The following is a 17652-nucleotide window of genomic DNA, read 5'->3' as shown; positions in this document are numbered from 1 at the left end:
GATATATTGTTATTAGTTAATTAATGTAGAGAAAATATGTCCGCACCCTTTACTCCTCAAGAAATCGCCTCCGAAGGCATTAAACCTGCTGAATATGAAGACATCGTTAAAAGATTAGGCAGACATCCCAATAAAGCCGAGTTAGGTATGTTTGGGGTAATGTGGTCAGAACATTGTTGTTATAAAAACTCAAAACCTTTACTGTCAGAGTTTCCCACTGTCGGCGATCGAATATTAGTCGGGCCAGGAGAAAATGCAGGAGTTGTGGATTTTGGTAACGGTTTAAGGGTAGCTTTTAAAATAGAATCCCATAATCATCCTAGCGCGATCGAACCCTTTCAAGGTGCGGCCACAGGCGTAGGAGGCATTTTAAGAGATATATTCACTATGGGAGCACGCCCCATCGCTATTTTAAACTCATTGCGCTTCGGAAATTTAGATAATCCTCATACCAAGAGAATATTTAAAGGAGTTGTAGAAGGTATATCACATTATGGTAATTGCGTCGGCGTACCCACTGTTGGCGGTGAAGTTTATTTCAACTCCGCTTACAGTGGCAATCCCCTCGTTAATGCAATGGCGATCGGACTTATGGAAACTGATGATATAGTAAAATCAGGAGCTTCAGGAATTGGTAATCCTGTACTGTATGTAGGATCGACGACAGGTAGAGACGGTATGGGAGGAGCTAGTTTTGCTAGTGCTGAATTGACGGATGAATCTATGGATGATCGTCCTGCAGTACAAGTAGGTGATCCTTTCCTCGAAAAATCCTTGATAGAAGCCTGTTTGGAAGCCTTTAAAACAGGTGCAGTAGTAGCGGCACAAGACATGGGAGCGGCAGGTATTACTTGCTCAACCTCAGAGATGGCGGCAAAAGGTGGCGTTGGAATAGAGTTAGACTTAGATAAAATACCCGCTCGTGAAAAAGGTATGATACCCTATGAGTATCTCTTGTCAGAATCTCAAGAAAGAATGCTCTTTGTAGCAGCAAAAGGAAGGGAACAAGAATTAATCGATATATTTGAACGGTGGGGACTTCATGCAGTAGTAGCTGGTACTGTCATAGATGAGGCTATTGTCAGAATTTTACATCAAGGAAAAGTTGCGGCGGAAGTTCCATCAACAGCTTTAGCAGATAATACGCCAATTTATCACCACGAAGTCTTGACAAATCCTCCAGAATATGCAGTTAAAGCATGGGCATGGACAGAACAAGATTTACCAAATATCGAGAAAAATGGTGTAAATGGGCAAAATTGGGAGCAAATTTTGTTAACTTTATTAGATACTCCTACAATTGCCTCAAAACGATGGATTTATCGACAATATGATCACCAAGTGCAAAATAATACTGTCATGCTTCCGGGCGGAGCAGACGCCGCCATTATTCGAGTGCGCCCTGTTAACGGGAAACCAGAGTTAGCCAAAACAGGTATTGGCGCTACAACGGATTGTAACCCTCGTTATGTCTATTTAGAGCCAAATTTGGGAGCAAAATTAGCCGTTGCTGAAGCCGCCCGTAATTTGAGTTGTGTTGGTGCTGAACCTATTGCCATTACTGATAATCTTAACTTTGGAAGTCCTGAAAAACCGATCGGTTACTGGCAGTTATATCATGCCTGTCAAGGAATTTCTGAGGCGTGTAAAGAGTTTAAAACCCCTGTTACGGGGGGTAATGTATCATTGTATAACGAGACGATCGATAGTGAAGGCAATCCTCAACCCATTTACCCGACTCCTGTTATTGGCATGGTAGGTTTAATTGCCGACATCAACAAAATTTGTGGGCAGGGTTGGCAAAAAGAAGAAGATTTGATTTATCTATTGGGTAAATTTAATCCTAAATTAGGAGCATCTGAATATTTAGCGACAATTCATAATACTGTTGCCGGAAAACCTCCTGAGTTAGATTATGAGTTAGAAAAACAAGTGCAAGAGGCTTGTCGTGATGGCATTCGTCAAGGTTTCGTTAAATCTGCCCATGATGTTACCGAAGGAGGAATTGCTGTTGCTTTAGCAGAATCTTGTATCAGTGGCAAGTTAGGTTGTGAAGTGAATTTACCTGAAATTAATGCCCGTCTTGATAATGTTTTATTCGGTGAGTTAGCTAGTTTAATTATAGTGTCAATTTCTCCAGAAAATAAAGCCCAATGGGAAAGTTTATTAACACAAAAGTTAGACAATAATTGGCAACAAATAGGGGAAGTAAAATCTCAAGTTTTAAGTATTAATAATCTCATCAATTTAGATGTTAAAACGATTACTGATACTTGGGCAAATGCGATCGAGAATAGACTTTAAAAATTAAAATTTGTGAGGCAATTCAGTACCCACAATCACCTTTATCAAAAATTTTATGATTCACTTAGGTTTATAATTGCCTTAATGGCTTCAGAAATAGCGATCGAAGTATGTGTCCAATGAGTACCTCCCTGACAAAATACAATATAGGGTTCTCGTAAAGGTCCATCGGCAGAAAATTCAGATGTACTACCGTCAATAAAAGTCCCCCCAGCCATAACTAAATTACTCTCATATCCCGGCATAGGTGCAGGTACAGGATCAAGATATGATCCTACAGGAGAGTTACGTTGAATCGATCGACAAAAGGCTACCAATTTTTTAGGATTACCGAGTTTTATTCCTTGGATAATGTCTCGACGAGGTACAAAAGGTAAGGGATTGACTTCATAACCTAACTCAGAAAATACCAAAGCGATGATATGACTACCTTTCACTGCTTCTGCTACCATCTGAGGTGCTAAAAATAAACCTTGAAACAGGAGACGATTTTGATCAAAAGTTGCCCCTCCACTGCTACCGATACCGGGGGCGGTAAGACGACAACAGGCTTTTTCCACTAAGTCTTCTCTTCCTGCCACATAACCTCCTGCGGTAACAATTGTACCCCCCGGATTTTTAATTAATGATCCTGCCATTAAATCAACTCCTACAGCTGTTGGTTCAAGATTTTCGATAAATTCTCCATAGCAGTTATCAACAAAACACACGGTGTCAGGATTTTGTTGTTTAACAACCTTGACAATTCGCTGAATATCTGCCACGCTCAGGCTCTGTCGCCACGAATAACCGCACGATCGTTGAATTAAAACTAATTTTGTTTCAGGTTTAATCGCCCTATCTAAACCATCCCAATCAATGCACCCTTCTGAAGTTAAATCTAACTCTCGATAACTAATTCCAAATTCTTGTAGTGAACCTTGTCCCTCGCTTCGTACTCCAATCACTTCTTCTAAGGTATCGTAAGGATGTCCTGCCACTGCTAACATTTCATCTCCAGGGCGTAATACTCCATATAGACAGGCAGCGATCGCATGAGTTCCCGAAACAAATTGAACTCTAACCGCCGCACTTTCGGCATTAAAAATTTGAGCGAAAATCTTGTCTAAAACTTCTCTACCTAAGTCATCATGACCATAACCACTAACACTAGAAAAATGATGAACTCCTACTCGATGATCTTGAAAAGCTGTAAGAATTTTTTGCAAATGTTGTTTAACTTGTCGATCGATTTGAGTGAAAGTTGGTATAAGTTTTTTTTCTGCTTCTTCTATTAATAAATCGATATTCATCTGTTTGTATAACCTTGTTTTGTAATTATTAAACGTATTTTAGGCATATCTAAAATTAACTTTTTATGGAGATAATTTAATTAATCTAAGACAGTTATTATTTAGTATAGTTTAATTGATAATCCTAATATTAGAAATCTCGGCGTTGCTGAATTAACTAACCCGTTTATTGCTATAATAATTAGTCTAAAATCACTTCTTACTTGAGTTTTCTCATAAAACAGTAACAACATAAATATAAAGTTGGAATTTAATATTATTCAAAATTCCACATAACAGGGTTGTTGTCTAAATGTTTTGTAACTTCATAACTGATGTCACTAATTTTCATTACATCTTCCTGTGTTAAATTAACTTCCATCGCTTGACTATTTTGTTTAACTTGTTGTGAGTTTCTAGCCCCTATAATTGCATTAGTTTTTGGTTGTCGAATTAACCATGCGATCGATAACTGACCTAATGTACAATTATATTTATTTGCGATAGGTTCTAATTGACTTAAAGCTGTTTGTACTCTTTCCCAATGGGGAGATTGAAATAAACGATGATCTTTACGATGATCACCTTCAGCGAAACTAGGTTTAGTGCCAAATTTTCCCGTTAAAATGCCTTGAGCAAGGGAAGAATAAGCTATAATTGAAATATTATGCTTTACACAATAAGGTTGGATTTCTTTTTCTACTCCACGCCACAATAAAGAATAAGGGGGTTGAATACTCTCGATATTTCCATACTGCAATGCTTCTGCCAATTGTTCACGGGAAAAGTTAGAAACTCCTATTGCTCTAATTTTTCCTTCTTGTTTCAAATCGTTTAACGCCTTCATGGTTTCTTCAATGGGTACAATCTCACTATTCCAACTTCCTGAAGGCCAATGAATTTGGTATAAATCAATATAATCCGTTTGAAGATTTTTTAAAGAATGATGACAGGCAGTAAGGACTTGATCATATTTTAGATGATTAGCAAAAACTTTGGTAGCGTAGATAACTTGATCTCTAACATCTTTTAAGGCTTGTCCAACAATTCTTTCTGAATGTCCTTCTCCATATACTTCGGCGGTGTCGATCGTAGTGATCCCAGATTCAAAAGCCTCTCGAATCGCCTTAATACTATCACTATCCTCAATACCTACCCACATTCTTTTTCCCGCTTGCCATGTACCCATTATTATGGGTGTGATATAAAGATTTGAGTTTCCTAGTTGTCTTGTTTCCATAATTACATTATCTCAGTTTATAAAATTTTTAATTACAGTGTTTTTCCAATGAATAAACTACATTTTTTATCTCTCGCAACCCCCTTTATCCCCCCTAATTAGGGAGGAGTGCAAAGTTGCAAAGGAGAATGGAAAGTTTTGTTTAAAGAAATGAAAACTGCTGTAAGTTACAATTTAGAATTGCTCTGTTTATCGATCGAAATATCTACAGTTTTAATAGGTTGATTTAAGTTAGTCAATTGACTTTTAATATTATCTTGATTTCCCACAATTAAAGTAACAATTTTATCAGGCGTTAAATATTCCTGAGCAGTGGTTAAAACATTACTAACAGTTGTATTTTTTATAGCTTTTTGATAGTCAAAAATAAAATCGGCAGGATAACCATAATACTCATAAGTCATCAATCGAGATAAAGTTTGAGTAGGATTTTGAAATTGAAAAACAAAGGAGTTAAGGATAGAATCTTTAGCGTAGTTTAACTCATCTTCAGTAATCGATTCTCTGCGCAAACGATCAATTTCTGAGATCATAGATTTGATAAACTGTCCTGTCGTTTCCGTTTTAGTTTGCCCACCGGCAATAAAGACACCGGGAAAATCATAATTAGCACTCCAAATACCATACACAGAGTAAGCTAATCCTTGACGAGATCTGATTTCATTATAAAGTCTTCCTCCAAAACCATTTAAAACCCCATTAATAACACTAAGAGTAGGATAGTTTGCATCCTTTAATTTACCTCCTAAATGCCCTAATAAAATATTACTTTGAGTTAGTTGTGGTTGATCTGCAATAAATATACCATTAGTATTTTTTTGTTGAGGAGAAGTGGTTTCGAGATTAGGTGATGAAGTCGAAACAACCCAGTTATCGAAAGTTTTTTCGATGGTTACTTTCATTTCTTCGGGTTCAAAATCTCCTACTATTCCTAAAATAATGTTTTCAGGACGAACATATTTACTATAAAAATTAATTAAATCTTCCCGACTAATATTATTGAGAGTTTCATATTCTACAGTACGAGCATAAGGACTACTTTCACCATAAATTAGTTTATCAAATTCTCGTCTAGCAATATCTCTGGGATTATCATTTCTTCTGGCGATCGCACCTCTAGCTCCGGTTTTTTGTAGTTCAAATTGTTGATTATCGAAAGCTGGAGATTGTAAGACTTCCGCAAAAAGAGGAAAAACCATATCAAAATCATAACTAAGAGAAGAAAAACTAGCACTGCCAGAAGTATCTCCGATAGAAGTTTCGATCGATGCCGCTTTTTGTTCGAGAATAGTATTTAATTGATCTGGAGGATGATTTTTAGTACCTCCCAATCGCATCAAACTTCCCGTTAATTCAGCTAAACCAACTTGATTAGATGGCTCAAATCTTGAACCAGTACGCACGATCGCACTACCACTAATTAAGGGTAATTGATGATCTTCCATAAGATAAACCACCATACCATTTTTTAATTGATACCTCTGGTATTCAGGGAGTTTAATTTCTGGCAGAGGAGGATATTGTAAATCTTTATAACTACGAGTTACATCCGCTAAAACCCCTTGATGACTGCTAATAATAAGAAAAATAGTAACAAGACTAAATGCTAACCATTGGGAAATTTTATGTAATTTAATTTTCATAATTTAATTCTATTACGATTTATTTGAAGGTAAGATCCATATAATTCTAAGTGAATTATCATAAGTTTTGGTTTAATTCTCTTTTTTCAGTCGCTTTAGCTGACTTTTGCTATTAGCATTGAAATTTATTTCGATGTGAGTTGAGTTAAAAAACCTAAAGATCGATCGATTTTCGTCTCTTTATTAATATTTAAGTACTATTAACTACTTACTGCTTCTTTAAAGCGAATTTCGTCTCGTTGAGGATCACAAAAATGTACTTGTAACCTCAGTTGCTCTCCTATTTTTGGAACACGATCAAAACGATGGGCAAATTCTAATCCTAAATCTTCTAATAAAATCAAGGCTAAATTCTCGTCTTCCCGTAACCAACGCAATACCAAACCATGCCAAATTTCGCCGCTATGTTTTTGTAAATATTGTAAACTCCAATAACGATTCGTTTGTCTTTCTACCAACACAGCTTCAGAAGATGTAGCCATTACCTCGAATATCATTTCCTGCATCTTATCCCTATGGAAAGGTAATTCATCTCCTCGTAAATGGGCTTTAATTTGAAAATGGGCTAGTAAATCCGTATAACGACGAATGGGTGAGGTTACTTGAGTATAAGCTTCTAACCCTAAACTGGCATGACGGGCGGCGGATAATCCTGTTTCACTTTTAGGCATACAACGCCTTAAAGCACAAGATCTTACAGGGCCAGGGGGTAAAAGTATTAATTCTTCTTCTGGGGGTAATTCTGGTTGCGGTTGACTCCTAAAAGCTACGGGGATATTATGTTCTTGACAATACTTTCCTGCTACTTCCCCTGTTAATATCATCATCTCAGCCACAAGAGAACGAGAAAAAGAAGGATCTAATAATTCGATCGTAACTTCTTCATTGTCCTTTACTTTGATGATAGCTTCAGGCATAGAAATCATCACAGATCCATTATCTTTGCGCCACTGCGATCGTTTTTTGGCCGCTTCTGCCAACTGTTTTACTTGTTGTTCCGCCTGAATATTCAAATGTAACATTTCATCAACATCATGATAAGTCAAACGATAAGTTGGTTTGATTAGGGTAGAGTGAATTTCATAGTCTATAACTCCACCATTATCGTCAAGAGTAACCCCAAAACTCAATGCAGGGCAAATTTGACCTTGAACTAAACTCATAGGGCCTGTGGCTAGTTCTTGAGGAAACATGGGAATCATCCCAGTGGGAAGGTATAAACTGGTACTACGTTTTCGAGCTTCTCGATCTAAAATATCTCCGGGTTTGATTAAACGGGTGGGATCTGCTATATGTACCCAATAGCGTAATGTGCCATCTTCTAAGGTTTCTACGCTTAAACCGTCGTCTATTTCTTCGGTGGTTTCATCATCGATCGTATATACTTTATGATGAGTTAAATCAAGTCGATGATTTGTATCTTCGATCGTACCGGCGGAAATTTGCTCAAGGATAGAATGAGCAGCTTCAGATACTTGCAGAGGAAAATAATTAGGGTAAGAACTACGACGTAAGAATATATTTTCATGTTTATCCCATAGTTTTAAGTCTATCAGCAACTGTACCGCAGAATCACCACTTTTTTGTCGACCGAGGGATTCTAAAATTTCTTGTGCTTGTTTGGGAGGGTTATCAGGTTGTAAAGCATATTTTTCTAAAAAGTTGAGTTTCACCGAATCGCTTTCTTGCCATCTAACGGTTTCCCCTTCTAATGCTTTTTGAAGTTTAGTGATAAATCCTTCTTTTTCTTGTTTCTTTTGGGTTTCTATTTCGATTTGATGCTTAATTTCTTCTACTTGAGCGCTCGATCGAGGTTCATAAACATCACCCTTTCTCTTAAAATAAATTTTATCATCGGATAGAAGAATATGGGCGGCATAGCATACCGCCGGAGTTTCTTCGGAAAAAATTAGAGACGCTAATTCTAAAGGTGTAACAGGGGTTGAGTCTTCCACCAATAACTCCCATGCTATTTCTAAGTTGGATTCGTCTAAATAAGGTTCTATTTCTGCCTTAAATTTGGTGATTTCGGTATATTTGAAAGATTCTCCTTTGATTTGATAATCTACTCTCTGGGGACGAATTTTGTGGGGATTTCCTCTTTCATCTATGGCTATCCAATCTTTTTTTCCTTCTGGTTTATCTACTACAGCTAAACGACGATCGTTATTAACTCTAAATTCAACTAAAGTACCTTTTTCCACCCTTTCAGTCCTTAATCTTTAATTTCGATGACTTTCTTTATCTAATGTACCTCAACAATGGACAATGAACAATTAGAGGTTGTTCAAAAAACTTTTTTATTTTGGAAATGATTTTGAGTTAGAGTTATCCATAAAAATAATGATCCATTTAAGGAAACAATAATTAAATCTACAATAATCGATGCCTGCAGATTTATGCTTTTAGCCTTATCTCCTGAAGGGCGGTTAATGATAAAATTCTCAACATCAATCAATTTTAATTATTAGTGGTTAGGACTTACGCATTGACAAAAAAGGAAAAATATGTTCATCTAATTTTAATCTGATTAGAAACCAAGTAATTTTTTAATAAATTATGCAGGTAAATGATTCATAATAAAAGAACGAATTATTTCATTAAACATATTTCTTTTCAGGTCATACCAATTTATTATTTCTGAATTAAATCCTGCTAATTCTAATTGGATAAAACCGACAATTGAACTAAATATATGGGTTTTGATTCCCTCGGTTTTCCTAACTTGAAATCTTTCAATATTGCATAGTTGTTTTAAGGCTCTATGATATTGTTATATTCCCCAATGTTTGTCATGAATTGAGTTAAAAGTTTCCCTATTTATTTCATTTAATTCCTCAGAATTTGATAACCATATAGCATAATAACGATATTCGTTTTTGAACATCTTTTTAAATACTTTAACTATGCCAAATTCTTTTAAATAAACTAATAAACCTTCTTCAGGAATTTCTAAGTCTTTTACCCTGACAAATTTTTTATTTTTCTGGGAAACTTGACGATTAGATTGGATGGCAAATAAAAAGCTCTGTTCTTTGTCTTTAAAGAACTTTAAGGTTTCTTTCTTACCATACCAACTGTCTCCTGTTATGATGTTTGGAAATAACCCCCATTGCTTTATTTCCCCTAACATTTCTAAAAAATATTCGTGTTTTGTTTTTCCTTCTTGCTTATTAATAATTCGATAATTTATCGGTACTGAAATGTCATTTACATCTGTATAATATAAAGTAATTAAATTAATTCCTTTTACGGTTTTATGATGTTTTCCAGACCAATAGTAATCAATTAATTCTGATTTTAGATGATTACTGTATGGTTTATCAATTACCATATCATCAACACTTAATGTTCCTCCTTTTAAAATAATAAATTCTTTTACTTGGTCAAATAAATCTTGAGGTTCATATTGTTGTGTAATTAAAAATCGATTGACAGAATCATGAGATAAATTATTCAAAATATTAGATAATCTTACGCAACTGACATATTTAGGTTCTGAAAGTAAAAAAAGAATATAAATAGCTAAATTACAATTAGAATTTGTTGCTTTTGATTTAATTTTCATCTCTAAATATTCAGTGCCAAAATGAAGAACTATTTTCTTGGTAAAAGAAGAGTTTTGTCAATATTGCTGACAGAAATCCAAGGATGACATTGATAAAGTGTATTTTAAAATACTAAAAATAAGCTATACACTTTTTGAGTTATTTGTCAATGCGTAAGTTCTAATCTCAAAATTGTACCTCATCATTGTAAGAAACGCTATATAGTTCGTCCGACAGAAAAAGGGAGAAGATATAAAAGAAATAGTAATTTTTCTATTGGTTTAAATGCGATAAAATGGCTAAGTGAAATCTACTTTTTCCAAGAACAATTAGAAGAATTAACCTCTTTATTTCCTCAAAAACACTCTTATTATCGTCAAGGTATGAGAGCTATTTCCCTTATCCAATCTGCCTTATGAATACTTTGTCGCCCCCTCAGACATTTGACACATTAGTATAAAAATTGTTTTTTTAATAATCAAAAAATAGTTTTAATTTTTTTGTTTAATTTTGTTAAGCTCTTTTTGTAACAATTTTTTCATAGATACAAGACATGCGGTTATTCATAAATCTTGGGAATTTAGTCGTATTTTTTCCTAAAACGGACTTTTGGGTCTTCAATGGATCGAGTTAATTTCTGTGTATTTTAATCCCTAATTCCTGAAATTTGTTTTAGAATCAGTGAATAATTAATAACGATCGAAGTCCATGAGAAATGATATGAAAAGCCTTAGATTCTTATATAATCGGATAATAAATTTAAAAAAAGTAAATTATTTATTCAGAAAAGTATTTATTTTTATAGGATTAACTCTCCTCTCATTAACTATTGTTTTAAACTCTTATTTTGTCAATGCTCAACAAATTCCTGAAGATCCTAAACAGGCTATTTTGAATGGAAAAATGTTGAAAATGGAGCAAAGATTAGAGAAAGAATATGAAACTTTTTTTAATAAAAATATAGCAGATAGTGAACAAAGTTCTTTGGAAATGGCTGCAATTTTGGCCGAGATGGATGAAAAAACAGGGACTAATTCTGCTGTTGTTTGGGTAATGCCAGAAGAAAAATATTTACACCTAGTATATTTGAGTAAAAAAGGTGAAATTATTGTTAAAGATATTGAAGATGCTCCTTTAAACAAAATTACAAAAGTTGTAGAAGATTTTTATCGAGAAATTGAAAGTGTTAATAGTCCCATGGATTTAGCACAATCTAAACAATTATATAAATGGATTATTGAGCCTTATCAAAAAGAATTTTTAGAGGCAGAAAATATCGATAATATTTTATTTTGTATGGGAAATGGAGTCAGACTGTTACCATTAAGTGCATTATATGATGGAGAAAAATTCTTAGTTGAAAAATATAATATCAGTCGTATTCCTGCTTTTAATTTAATCAATGCAAAATATGAACCCATGAAAAATGCTACAGTTTTGGCTATGGGTGCATCTAAATTTCTTAACAATGATCCTCTTCCTGCGGTGACATTAGAAATAGAAAATATTGATAACCGATTACAACGATCGAGTATAACATCTCCCACAGAAATTTTACTCAATGAGAATTTCACTTTGCCCAATATGCAACAGCAATTAAAAACTAATTCTTTTCAGATTGTACATTTGGCAACCCATGCCAATTTTAATCCGGGAGATGTCACTGATTCTTATATTCAATTGTGGGATGATAAATTAACATTAGATCAAATGTCCAATATGCCTTGGCAAAATCCTCCCGATTTATTAGTATTAAGTGCTTGTAATACAGCCTTAGGCGATCGAGATTCTCAATTAGGTTTTACGGGAATTGCTTTACAATCAGGAGTTAATTCCGCTTTGGGTACTTTATGGAGTGTTAGTGATTTAGGTACTTTTGCACTAATTACTGAATTTTATGAGCAGTTAATTAATCAATCCCAGACAAATCTGACAAAAGCAGAGGCTTTACGTCAAGCTCAAAATTTATTGTTACAAGGAGAAATATATTTTGAAGATAATCGTTTAATTACTCCTCATGGAAATATTAACTTACCGGAAAGTCTTGCTGTTAAAGGTAAAGTTAATTTATCTCATCCCTTTTATTGGGCGGGATTTACTTTAATTAGTAGCCCATGGTAATTTATTACACGATGGATTATTGATTAACTTTTGTACCTGAAAATTTTAATACCTTAAAACGCCTTGCAATAAAATAAATTGACAAGGCTTATAGTTTATTTATAAAGGATAGTTTCTCCATCTTTCTGATTTATTCGGCAAACCCTAATCAGAAATGAAATAAATAAATTAAATTGTCTTCCTGTCTTCTCGCTTCATTTGTAAACTTAAATGTCTCCTTCCTTTTACTTAATAGTCCAAAAGGGGAAATTTTGACTAGGATTAATTGTTACCCCCGTAATGCCATTTTGAGCAAAAGCATAGTCTTTATTTTGCCATAAGGGAATATAAGGTACTTCTTCTTTCATGATGGTTTGAATTTCACCAAAAGCAGTTTTACGGGCTTCGGGATTGGTTTCTTGTCGTTGTGTATCGATTAATTCATTTACTTTAGTATTGTAAAAAAATGAACCTTGAGTTTGTGCCGCACCTTCAACACATCCTTCCGTTTCGCTACCTTTAGTACATTGTAAAAATGGTTGAATATAGTTATCAGCGTCAAGAAAATCGGGATACCAGTCACCCAAGAAAGTACCATAAATACCTTTACCTAAATTACTAAAAGCTGTCGCACTTTCTACTGCATTGGGAATAAATTGTATTATACCCTCTAATTGTTGATCGGCGATCGCTTTTAAGGTAGATGCCACACCGCTACGGGTTTTGGAAGCAGAAGGATACCAAACTTCAACCACCGCCGGATTAGTCGCAGAAAACCCTGCTTTAGTTAATAATTCTTTGGCTTGGATAATATTTTCTTCTGGAGAAGTGGTTTGAAAAACTGGTTGAGATACGTCAAATACATTAGGTATTAAACTATAAAGAGGATCAGATTGTCCTTGTAATACTCTTTCAATCATCAGATTTCGATCGAGTAAAAGGGCGATCGCTTGTCGTACTTCAACTTGATCTAATGGTTTTTGATTACGATTCAACACCATATAACTTACCACAGTACCAGAACCCTGAACCATTTGGAATTTTCCTGCCGTAGCTTCTTGTACTAATGTTGTAATTTGTTCTGGTGCAAAAGTTTGATAGGCTACTTTTATCGCCCCCGTTAAAAAACTATTGTAAAGATTGGCAGAATTACCTGCATAAATCTGTAAATCGATACCGTTATTAACAGGTTTTTCACCCCAATAGTCAGAAAATACCTCTAAAGTCACGGAATCACTATTAAAAGCAGTTAATTTGTAGCGTCCTGTACCAATAAATTCATTAGGCTTAAATTGTCCTTCTCCAATAGTATAGCCTTGAACAGATACAGCACAAGCCCCCGGAAAAGCAAGTAAAGCAGGAAAGGCGGCAAAAGGTTTTTGTAGAGTAATAGTTAATTCATAGTCTCCCGTAACAGTGACATCTTTTATGGTATCTTTAAGTAAAAAAGATGGTTTTCCTTCATTTTTCATAAATCTATCTAAAGAAAATTTCATGGCTTCGGCGTTGAATTGCCCACCATCATGAAACTTGACTCCCTTTCTTAAAGGGATAGTATAGGTTAACCCATCATCGCTAATTTTGGGCATTTCTGTAGCTAATAAAGGAATTAATTCCGTTGTCCCTAATTGATAAGTATAAAGACTTTCACCCAAATTATAAATAAGGTTTAAACCTGCTAATTCGTAACTGTCTGCTGGATCTAATGTTCTGGCTTTTAAGGTAGTCCCGATCGTAATCCTACCATTATTATCTGTGGTAGTAGGAGTAATTTGTTCTCCTGAATTACTATTACACGCAACAATTAACCCAAAACAGATTAACGAAACTCCAAGATATTTTAAAACTTTGACTATTTTTTTAATCATGAATTACTGTAGGGGAATTTCTCCCAAAAGATAAAATGCTAGTTTATTTTAATGGAAAATGGAAAATAAAAAATTAATAATTAGTTTAATTGATCAATTATTTAGCCACTGTAGTAACTTTTGCTATGACTTTCTTGAAATTTATTTCAATGTTAGTAATATTAAACATTCTAAACTTTAAATTTTCTTTCAAAAGATTTCTTTTAAAATGGAATATCATCATCGTCAAAACTATTTATTTCTGGACGATTAACTAATTTTATCTCAGGTTTTATTTCTGTTGATTTAGGCTCAATTAAAACAATTTCACCATTGACACTTTTAGCTAAATTTGTCGCTGCATTTAGTGTATTTTGGTTGGTGTTTCCTAAATTAGAGACAACTATTTCTGCTGGTTTTGAAGGGGAAGGATTATTAAGTTTTGGAATAGAATTAGAGTTTACATTAACAGATTTAACAGAGGTAGATGTTTCTATTTCATCATCATTTTTTGATTCAATTTTTTCTGATTTTATTTCTTTATTTTCAAATAAAACAATAGACATAGTTTTTCCAAATACCTTATTAAATCCTTCTTCAATATCTTTTTTTTGTCGATTACCTACATCTAATAAAAATTTACTACCAACGGCTATTTTGACCATTTGTCCTTCAATACTTGTTATCTTACAGTTTTGTCTAACAAAAGATTTTGTAGTGATTTTGCTAATTGCTTGAACAACTTTTTCCATCACATCACCAAAGGAAGTTAAATCAATTTTTTCGATGTTTTCTTTAGAGCTATTATCTTCAATAATTTTTGTTTCTGAAGATGTTTTTTCGGAAGGAGTTTTGACAACTTGAAGGGATGCTCCCGATGAGTTAATAGAAAGATTTGTTTTGATGGCTTCCACAGTGACGGTAGCAATATTAGCGGAGGGTAAAAGATTTAGTAAGGTAATCTCTAACCAGAGTCTCGGTTGAGTCGTGTTTCTAATTTGTACTTCGCTATCTTTAAGTTTTTTTTGCCCCTGTAAAATAGTGCTTAATTGCCATTTTGTTCCTTCTTCTTTCAATTTTGACCAAGTATCGGCGGTAATGGCTACCAAGTCGTTTCTATGGGGTGCTGTTTTACTAATTAAAAGGCTAAGGTAAAAGTTAGCTAAATTTTGTAATACTATTAAAGGTTCTCTACCTCGATCGAGCAGTTTACGACATTGAGTAATCACATTTTCAGGGTTATCAGTGGCGATCGCTTGTATCAATTCCAATAAATCTTGTTCCGAAACCGCCCCCACTAAATCCCATACTTTTTGAGGAGTTATGGTTTCTGATAATAGACTAAGTTGATCTAGTAAACTTTGTGCGTCTCGCATTCCCCCGTTAGATAATTGAGCGACGATCGATAATGCTTCAATAGTAATATCAATATTTTCCTTCGTGGCAATATCTCGTAAATGAGTAATCATCGCTTCTAAAGGAATACGACGATAATCGAATCTTTGACATCGAGAGATAATTGTTGGTAATACCCGTTGCGGATCTGTGGTTGCTAAGACAAAGATTACTCGTGAGGGAGGTTCTTCTAAAGTCTTTAAAAGAGCGTTAAAAGCCGCCGTACTGAGCATATGACACTCATCAATAACATATACCTTATAACGGCACTGAACAGGAGCAAATTGAGCTTTTTCGATGATTTCTCGAATATTATCAACCCCAGTGTTACTAGCCGCATCAATTTCAATCACGTCTAAAGCCGAACCATTAGTAATACTTTTACAGGCTTCACAAACTCCGCAGGGTTCATCAGTAGGTTGATCGCTTTGTAAACAATTAAGTGATTTCGCTAAAATTCTGGCACTTGATGTTTTTCCAGTACCACGAGGGCCACAAAATAGGTAAGCGGGAACTATTTTTTCACTTTTTATAGCGTTGATGAGGGTTTGTGAGATCGCCTCTTGTCCTGCTAATTGGGCAAAAGTTTGTGGTCTATATTTATGATGTAAGGGTTCGTAAGTCATGATTTAATTGAGAATTGAAAATTGATGTTTGCTAAGATTTATTCATAGTGTCACCAAATAGACACTACTTCAATTTTTAGGATGTTATGGTTAATGGAATAGACAAGGTGAGAGGTTTTATAGCAATAAACGATATAGTTAAGACATTGATAAATTCTGAAACCCTTACATATTATATATTTTCCTTCTGCTTTTTGACCTTTGACAATTCAATCCGCACAAGTTCTAGGTTCGGGGGTTTTTGCCAATTGTACATTGTTCATTGTGCATTGTTGAACCTTACCCATAAATTTTGTGTCGAACTGAGGTTTGATTAATAAATCTTTGATTCACTATTGATAGTTGAGGATAAGATTAAGTCAGTTATGACAGTTTAAATTAATTTTTACAATATTTTAATTGACAATATATATTTAGGAATAGCTTTTAATGCGCAAAAGTAATGATCAAGAAACTAAAACAATGGCTTAAACAAATTCCTGCTACTATTCAAGCCTATGATCCCCTTAATGATGAAGACGAAAATCACCATGATAACGAGGGTAATGGAAGTAACACAAAGACATCATCCCACAAATCGCTAGGATCTGTCAAAGACAGTGATCTGGAATTCCTCTTTCATCAACTTTTGCAAGGAGTCGCTAATGGATGGCAAGAAAATCGGATTGAGCAATTTTTTGAAAAATTAACCCCACGAATTACGGTCGAAATTTGGTTAGATTGGTTACAACGCTATCGCAATCAGTTAATGGCTTCCCCTGCACCTCATTATCATTTTGCCGCTAGAATGATTATCTTAGGAGAAGTCACCGCTTCTTTGCCTTTTTTGCGTCCTGTGGGAGATTTAGCCTATGAAATTGGTACGGAATTATTAAACCGCCGACAAAATAATCCGATCGTCGAGTCCTTACGATCGCGCTTAAATCAAGATACAGAAAATGATCCGGATAAGGATCTTGAATTGACGGAATCTGCCAGTTCTTTGGGGGATGTGCTTTCTTTACTACAAAATAACCCCGAATTTGCGGAAAATACAGCGAAGGAATTAGGTATAAATACGGTTGATCCGGGTATGATTATGGAAAAAATTGTCCAAGAAACGGAGTTAGAATCTATACCCTTCAAAGAATCCCCCTCTCCCGAAACTATTAACGATTTATTCAATTTAGGATTAGAGAAAGCCGAAACAGGGGATTTAGAAGAAGCGATCGCATTTTGGGATCAAGTGTTGAGTGTCGATCGTAAATTTACTCAAGCATGGCATAATCGGGGAAGTGCGTTAGCTTACTTGAATCGTTTTGAAGAAGCAATTCATAGTTTTGATCAAGCCATCGCTATCAACGTAAACGACTATTACTCGTGGAATAATCGGGGTAACGCTTTATATAGTCTTGGTAAATGGCAAGAAGCAATTATCAGTTGGGATCGAGTTTTAGGTGTTCAACCTAATTTCTTGTCTGCTTGGTATCATAAGGGTTTAGCCTCAGAAAAATTGAACTTGACTTCTGATGCGATCGTCTGTTACCAAAAATGTCTCTCGATCGATCCTAATCATACTCTATCTCGTAACGCTTTAACCAGAATAAACACCTAATTTTGTGGTAGGTTGGGTTAAGTTTGAAAAACCCTAATTTGCTAATTTTTTTATTTATCTGGTTGTATTTTGTTTTACCCAACC

The 17652-nt window shown here is 34.7% G+C and carries 9 protein-coding genes and 1 pseudogene; 3 read left to right on the top strand and 7 right to left on the bottom strand.

Annotated elements, in window-relative coordinates; genetic code table 11:
- Nucleotides 1-36 precede the first annotated feature (36 nt).
- Nucleotides 37-2304, top strand: coding sequence for a phosphoribosylformylglycinamidine synthase subunit PurL (purL, locus tag GM3709_RS13095; RefSeq protein ID WP_066120007.1), 2268 nt, complete (start codon nt 37-39; stop codon nt 2302-2304).
- A gap of 53 nt (nt 2305-2357) precedes the next feature.
- Here the strand turns inward: purL and GM3709_RS13090 are convergent, their stop codons facing one another.
- From GM3709_RS13090 to GM3709_RS13070, 5 genes and pseudogenes are all read right to left on the bottom strand, one after another.
- Nucleotides 2358-3596, bottom strand: a complete 1239-nt coding sequence (locus GM3709_RS13090) for a methionine gamma-lyase family protein (RefSeq protein WP_066120004.1) — start codon at nt 3594-3596, stop codon at nt 2358-2360.
- Between the two features lie 256 nt (nt 3597-3852).
- Entirely contained in the window at nt 3853-4815 is a 963-nt protein-coding gene (locus tag GM3709_RS13085) for an aldo/keto reductase (protein ID WP_066120001.1), read from the bottom strand.
- Between the two features lie 167 nt (nt 4816-4982).
- Nucleotides 4983-6458: a pitrilysin family protein gene (locus tag GM3709_RS13080; RefSeq protein ID WP_066119997.1), complete on the bottom strand. Its 1476-nt coding sequence runs from the start codon at nt 6456-6458 to the stop codon at nt 4983-4985.
- Between the two features lie 200 nt (nt 6459-6658).
- Nucleotides 6659-8662, bottom strand: coding sequence for a ribonuclease catalytic domain-containing protein (locus tag GM3709_RS13075; protein WP_066119992.1), 2004 nt, complete (start codon nt 8660-8662; stop codon nt 6659-6661).
- A 353-nt stretch (nt 8663-9015) separates the two neighbouring features.
- Nucleotides 9016-10026, bottom strand: a pseudogene (locus GM3709_RS13070) (transposase).
- 700 nt (nt 10027-10726) lie between these two features.
- Here GM3709_RS13070 and GM3709_RS13065 point away from each other — a divergent pair.
- A complete protein-coding gene (locus GM3709_RS13065; RefSeq protein WP_066121927.1) occupies nt 10727-12127 on the top strand; it encodes a CHAT domain-containing protein in 1401 nt (466 codons plus the stop codon).
- Between the two features lie 224 nt (nt 12128-12351).
- Here the strand turns inward: GM3709_RS13065 and GM3709_RS13060 are convergent, their stop codons facing one another.
- A complete protein-coding gene (locus GM3709_RS13060; protein WP_066119990.1) occupies nt 12352-13974 on the bottom strand; it encodes an ABC transporter substrate-binding protein in 1623 nt (540 codons plus the stop codon).
- A gap of 203 nt (nt 13975-14177) precedes the next feature.
- A complete protein-coding gene (locus GM3709_RS13055) occupies nt 14178-15974 on the bottom strand; it encodes a DNA polymerase III subunit gamma/tau (protein ID WP_173645719.1) in 1797 nt (598 codons plus the stop codon).
- Nucleotides 15975-16416: 442 nt separating this feature from the next.
- Here GM3709_RS13055 and GM3709_RS13050 point away from each other — a divergent pair, with 442 nt between their 5' ends.
- Entirely contained in the window at nt 16417-17568 is a 1152-nt protein-coding gene (locus GM3709_RS13050; protein WP_066119982.1) for a tetratricopeptide repeat protein, read from the top strand.
- Nucleotides 17569-17652 lie beyond the last annotated feature (84 nt).

Source organism: Geminocystis sp. NIES-3709 (assembly GCF_001548115.1).
GTDB lineage: Bacteria > Cyanobacteriota > Cyanobacteriia > Cyanobacteriales > Cyanobacteriaceae > Geminocystis.
This window is presented reverse-complemented; position numbering and strand designations above follow the sequence as displayed.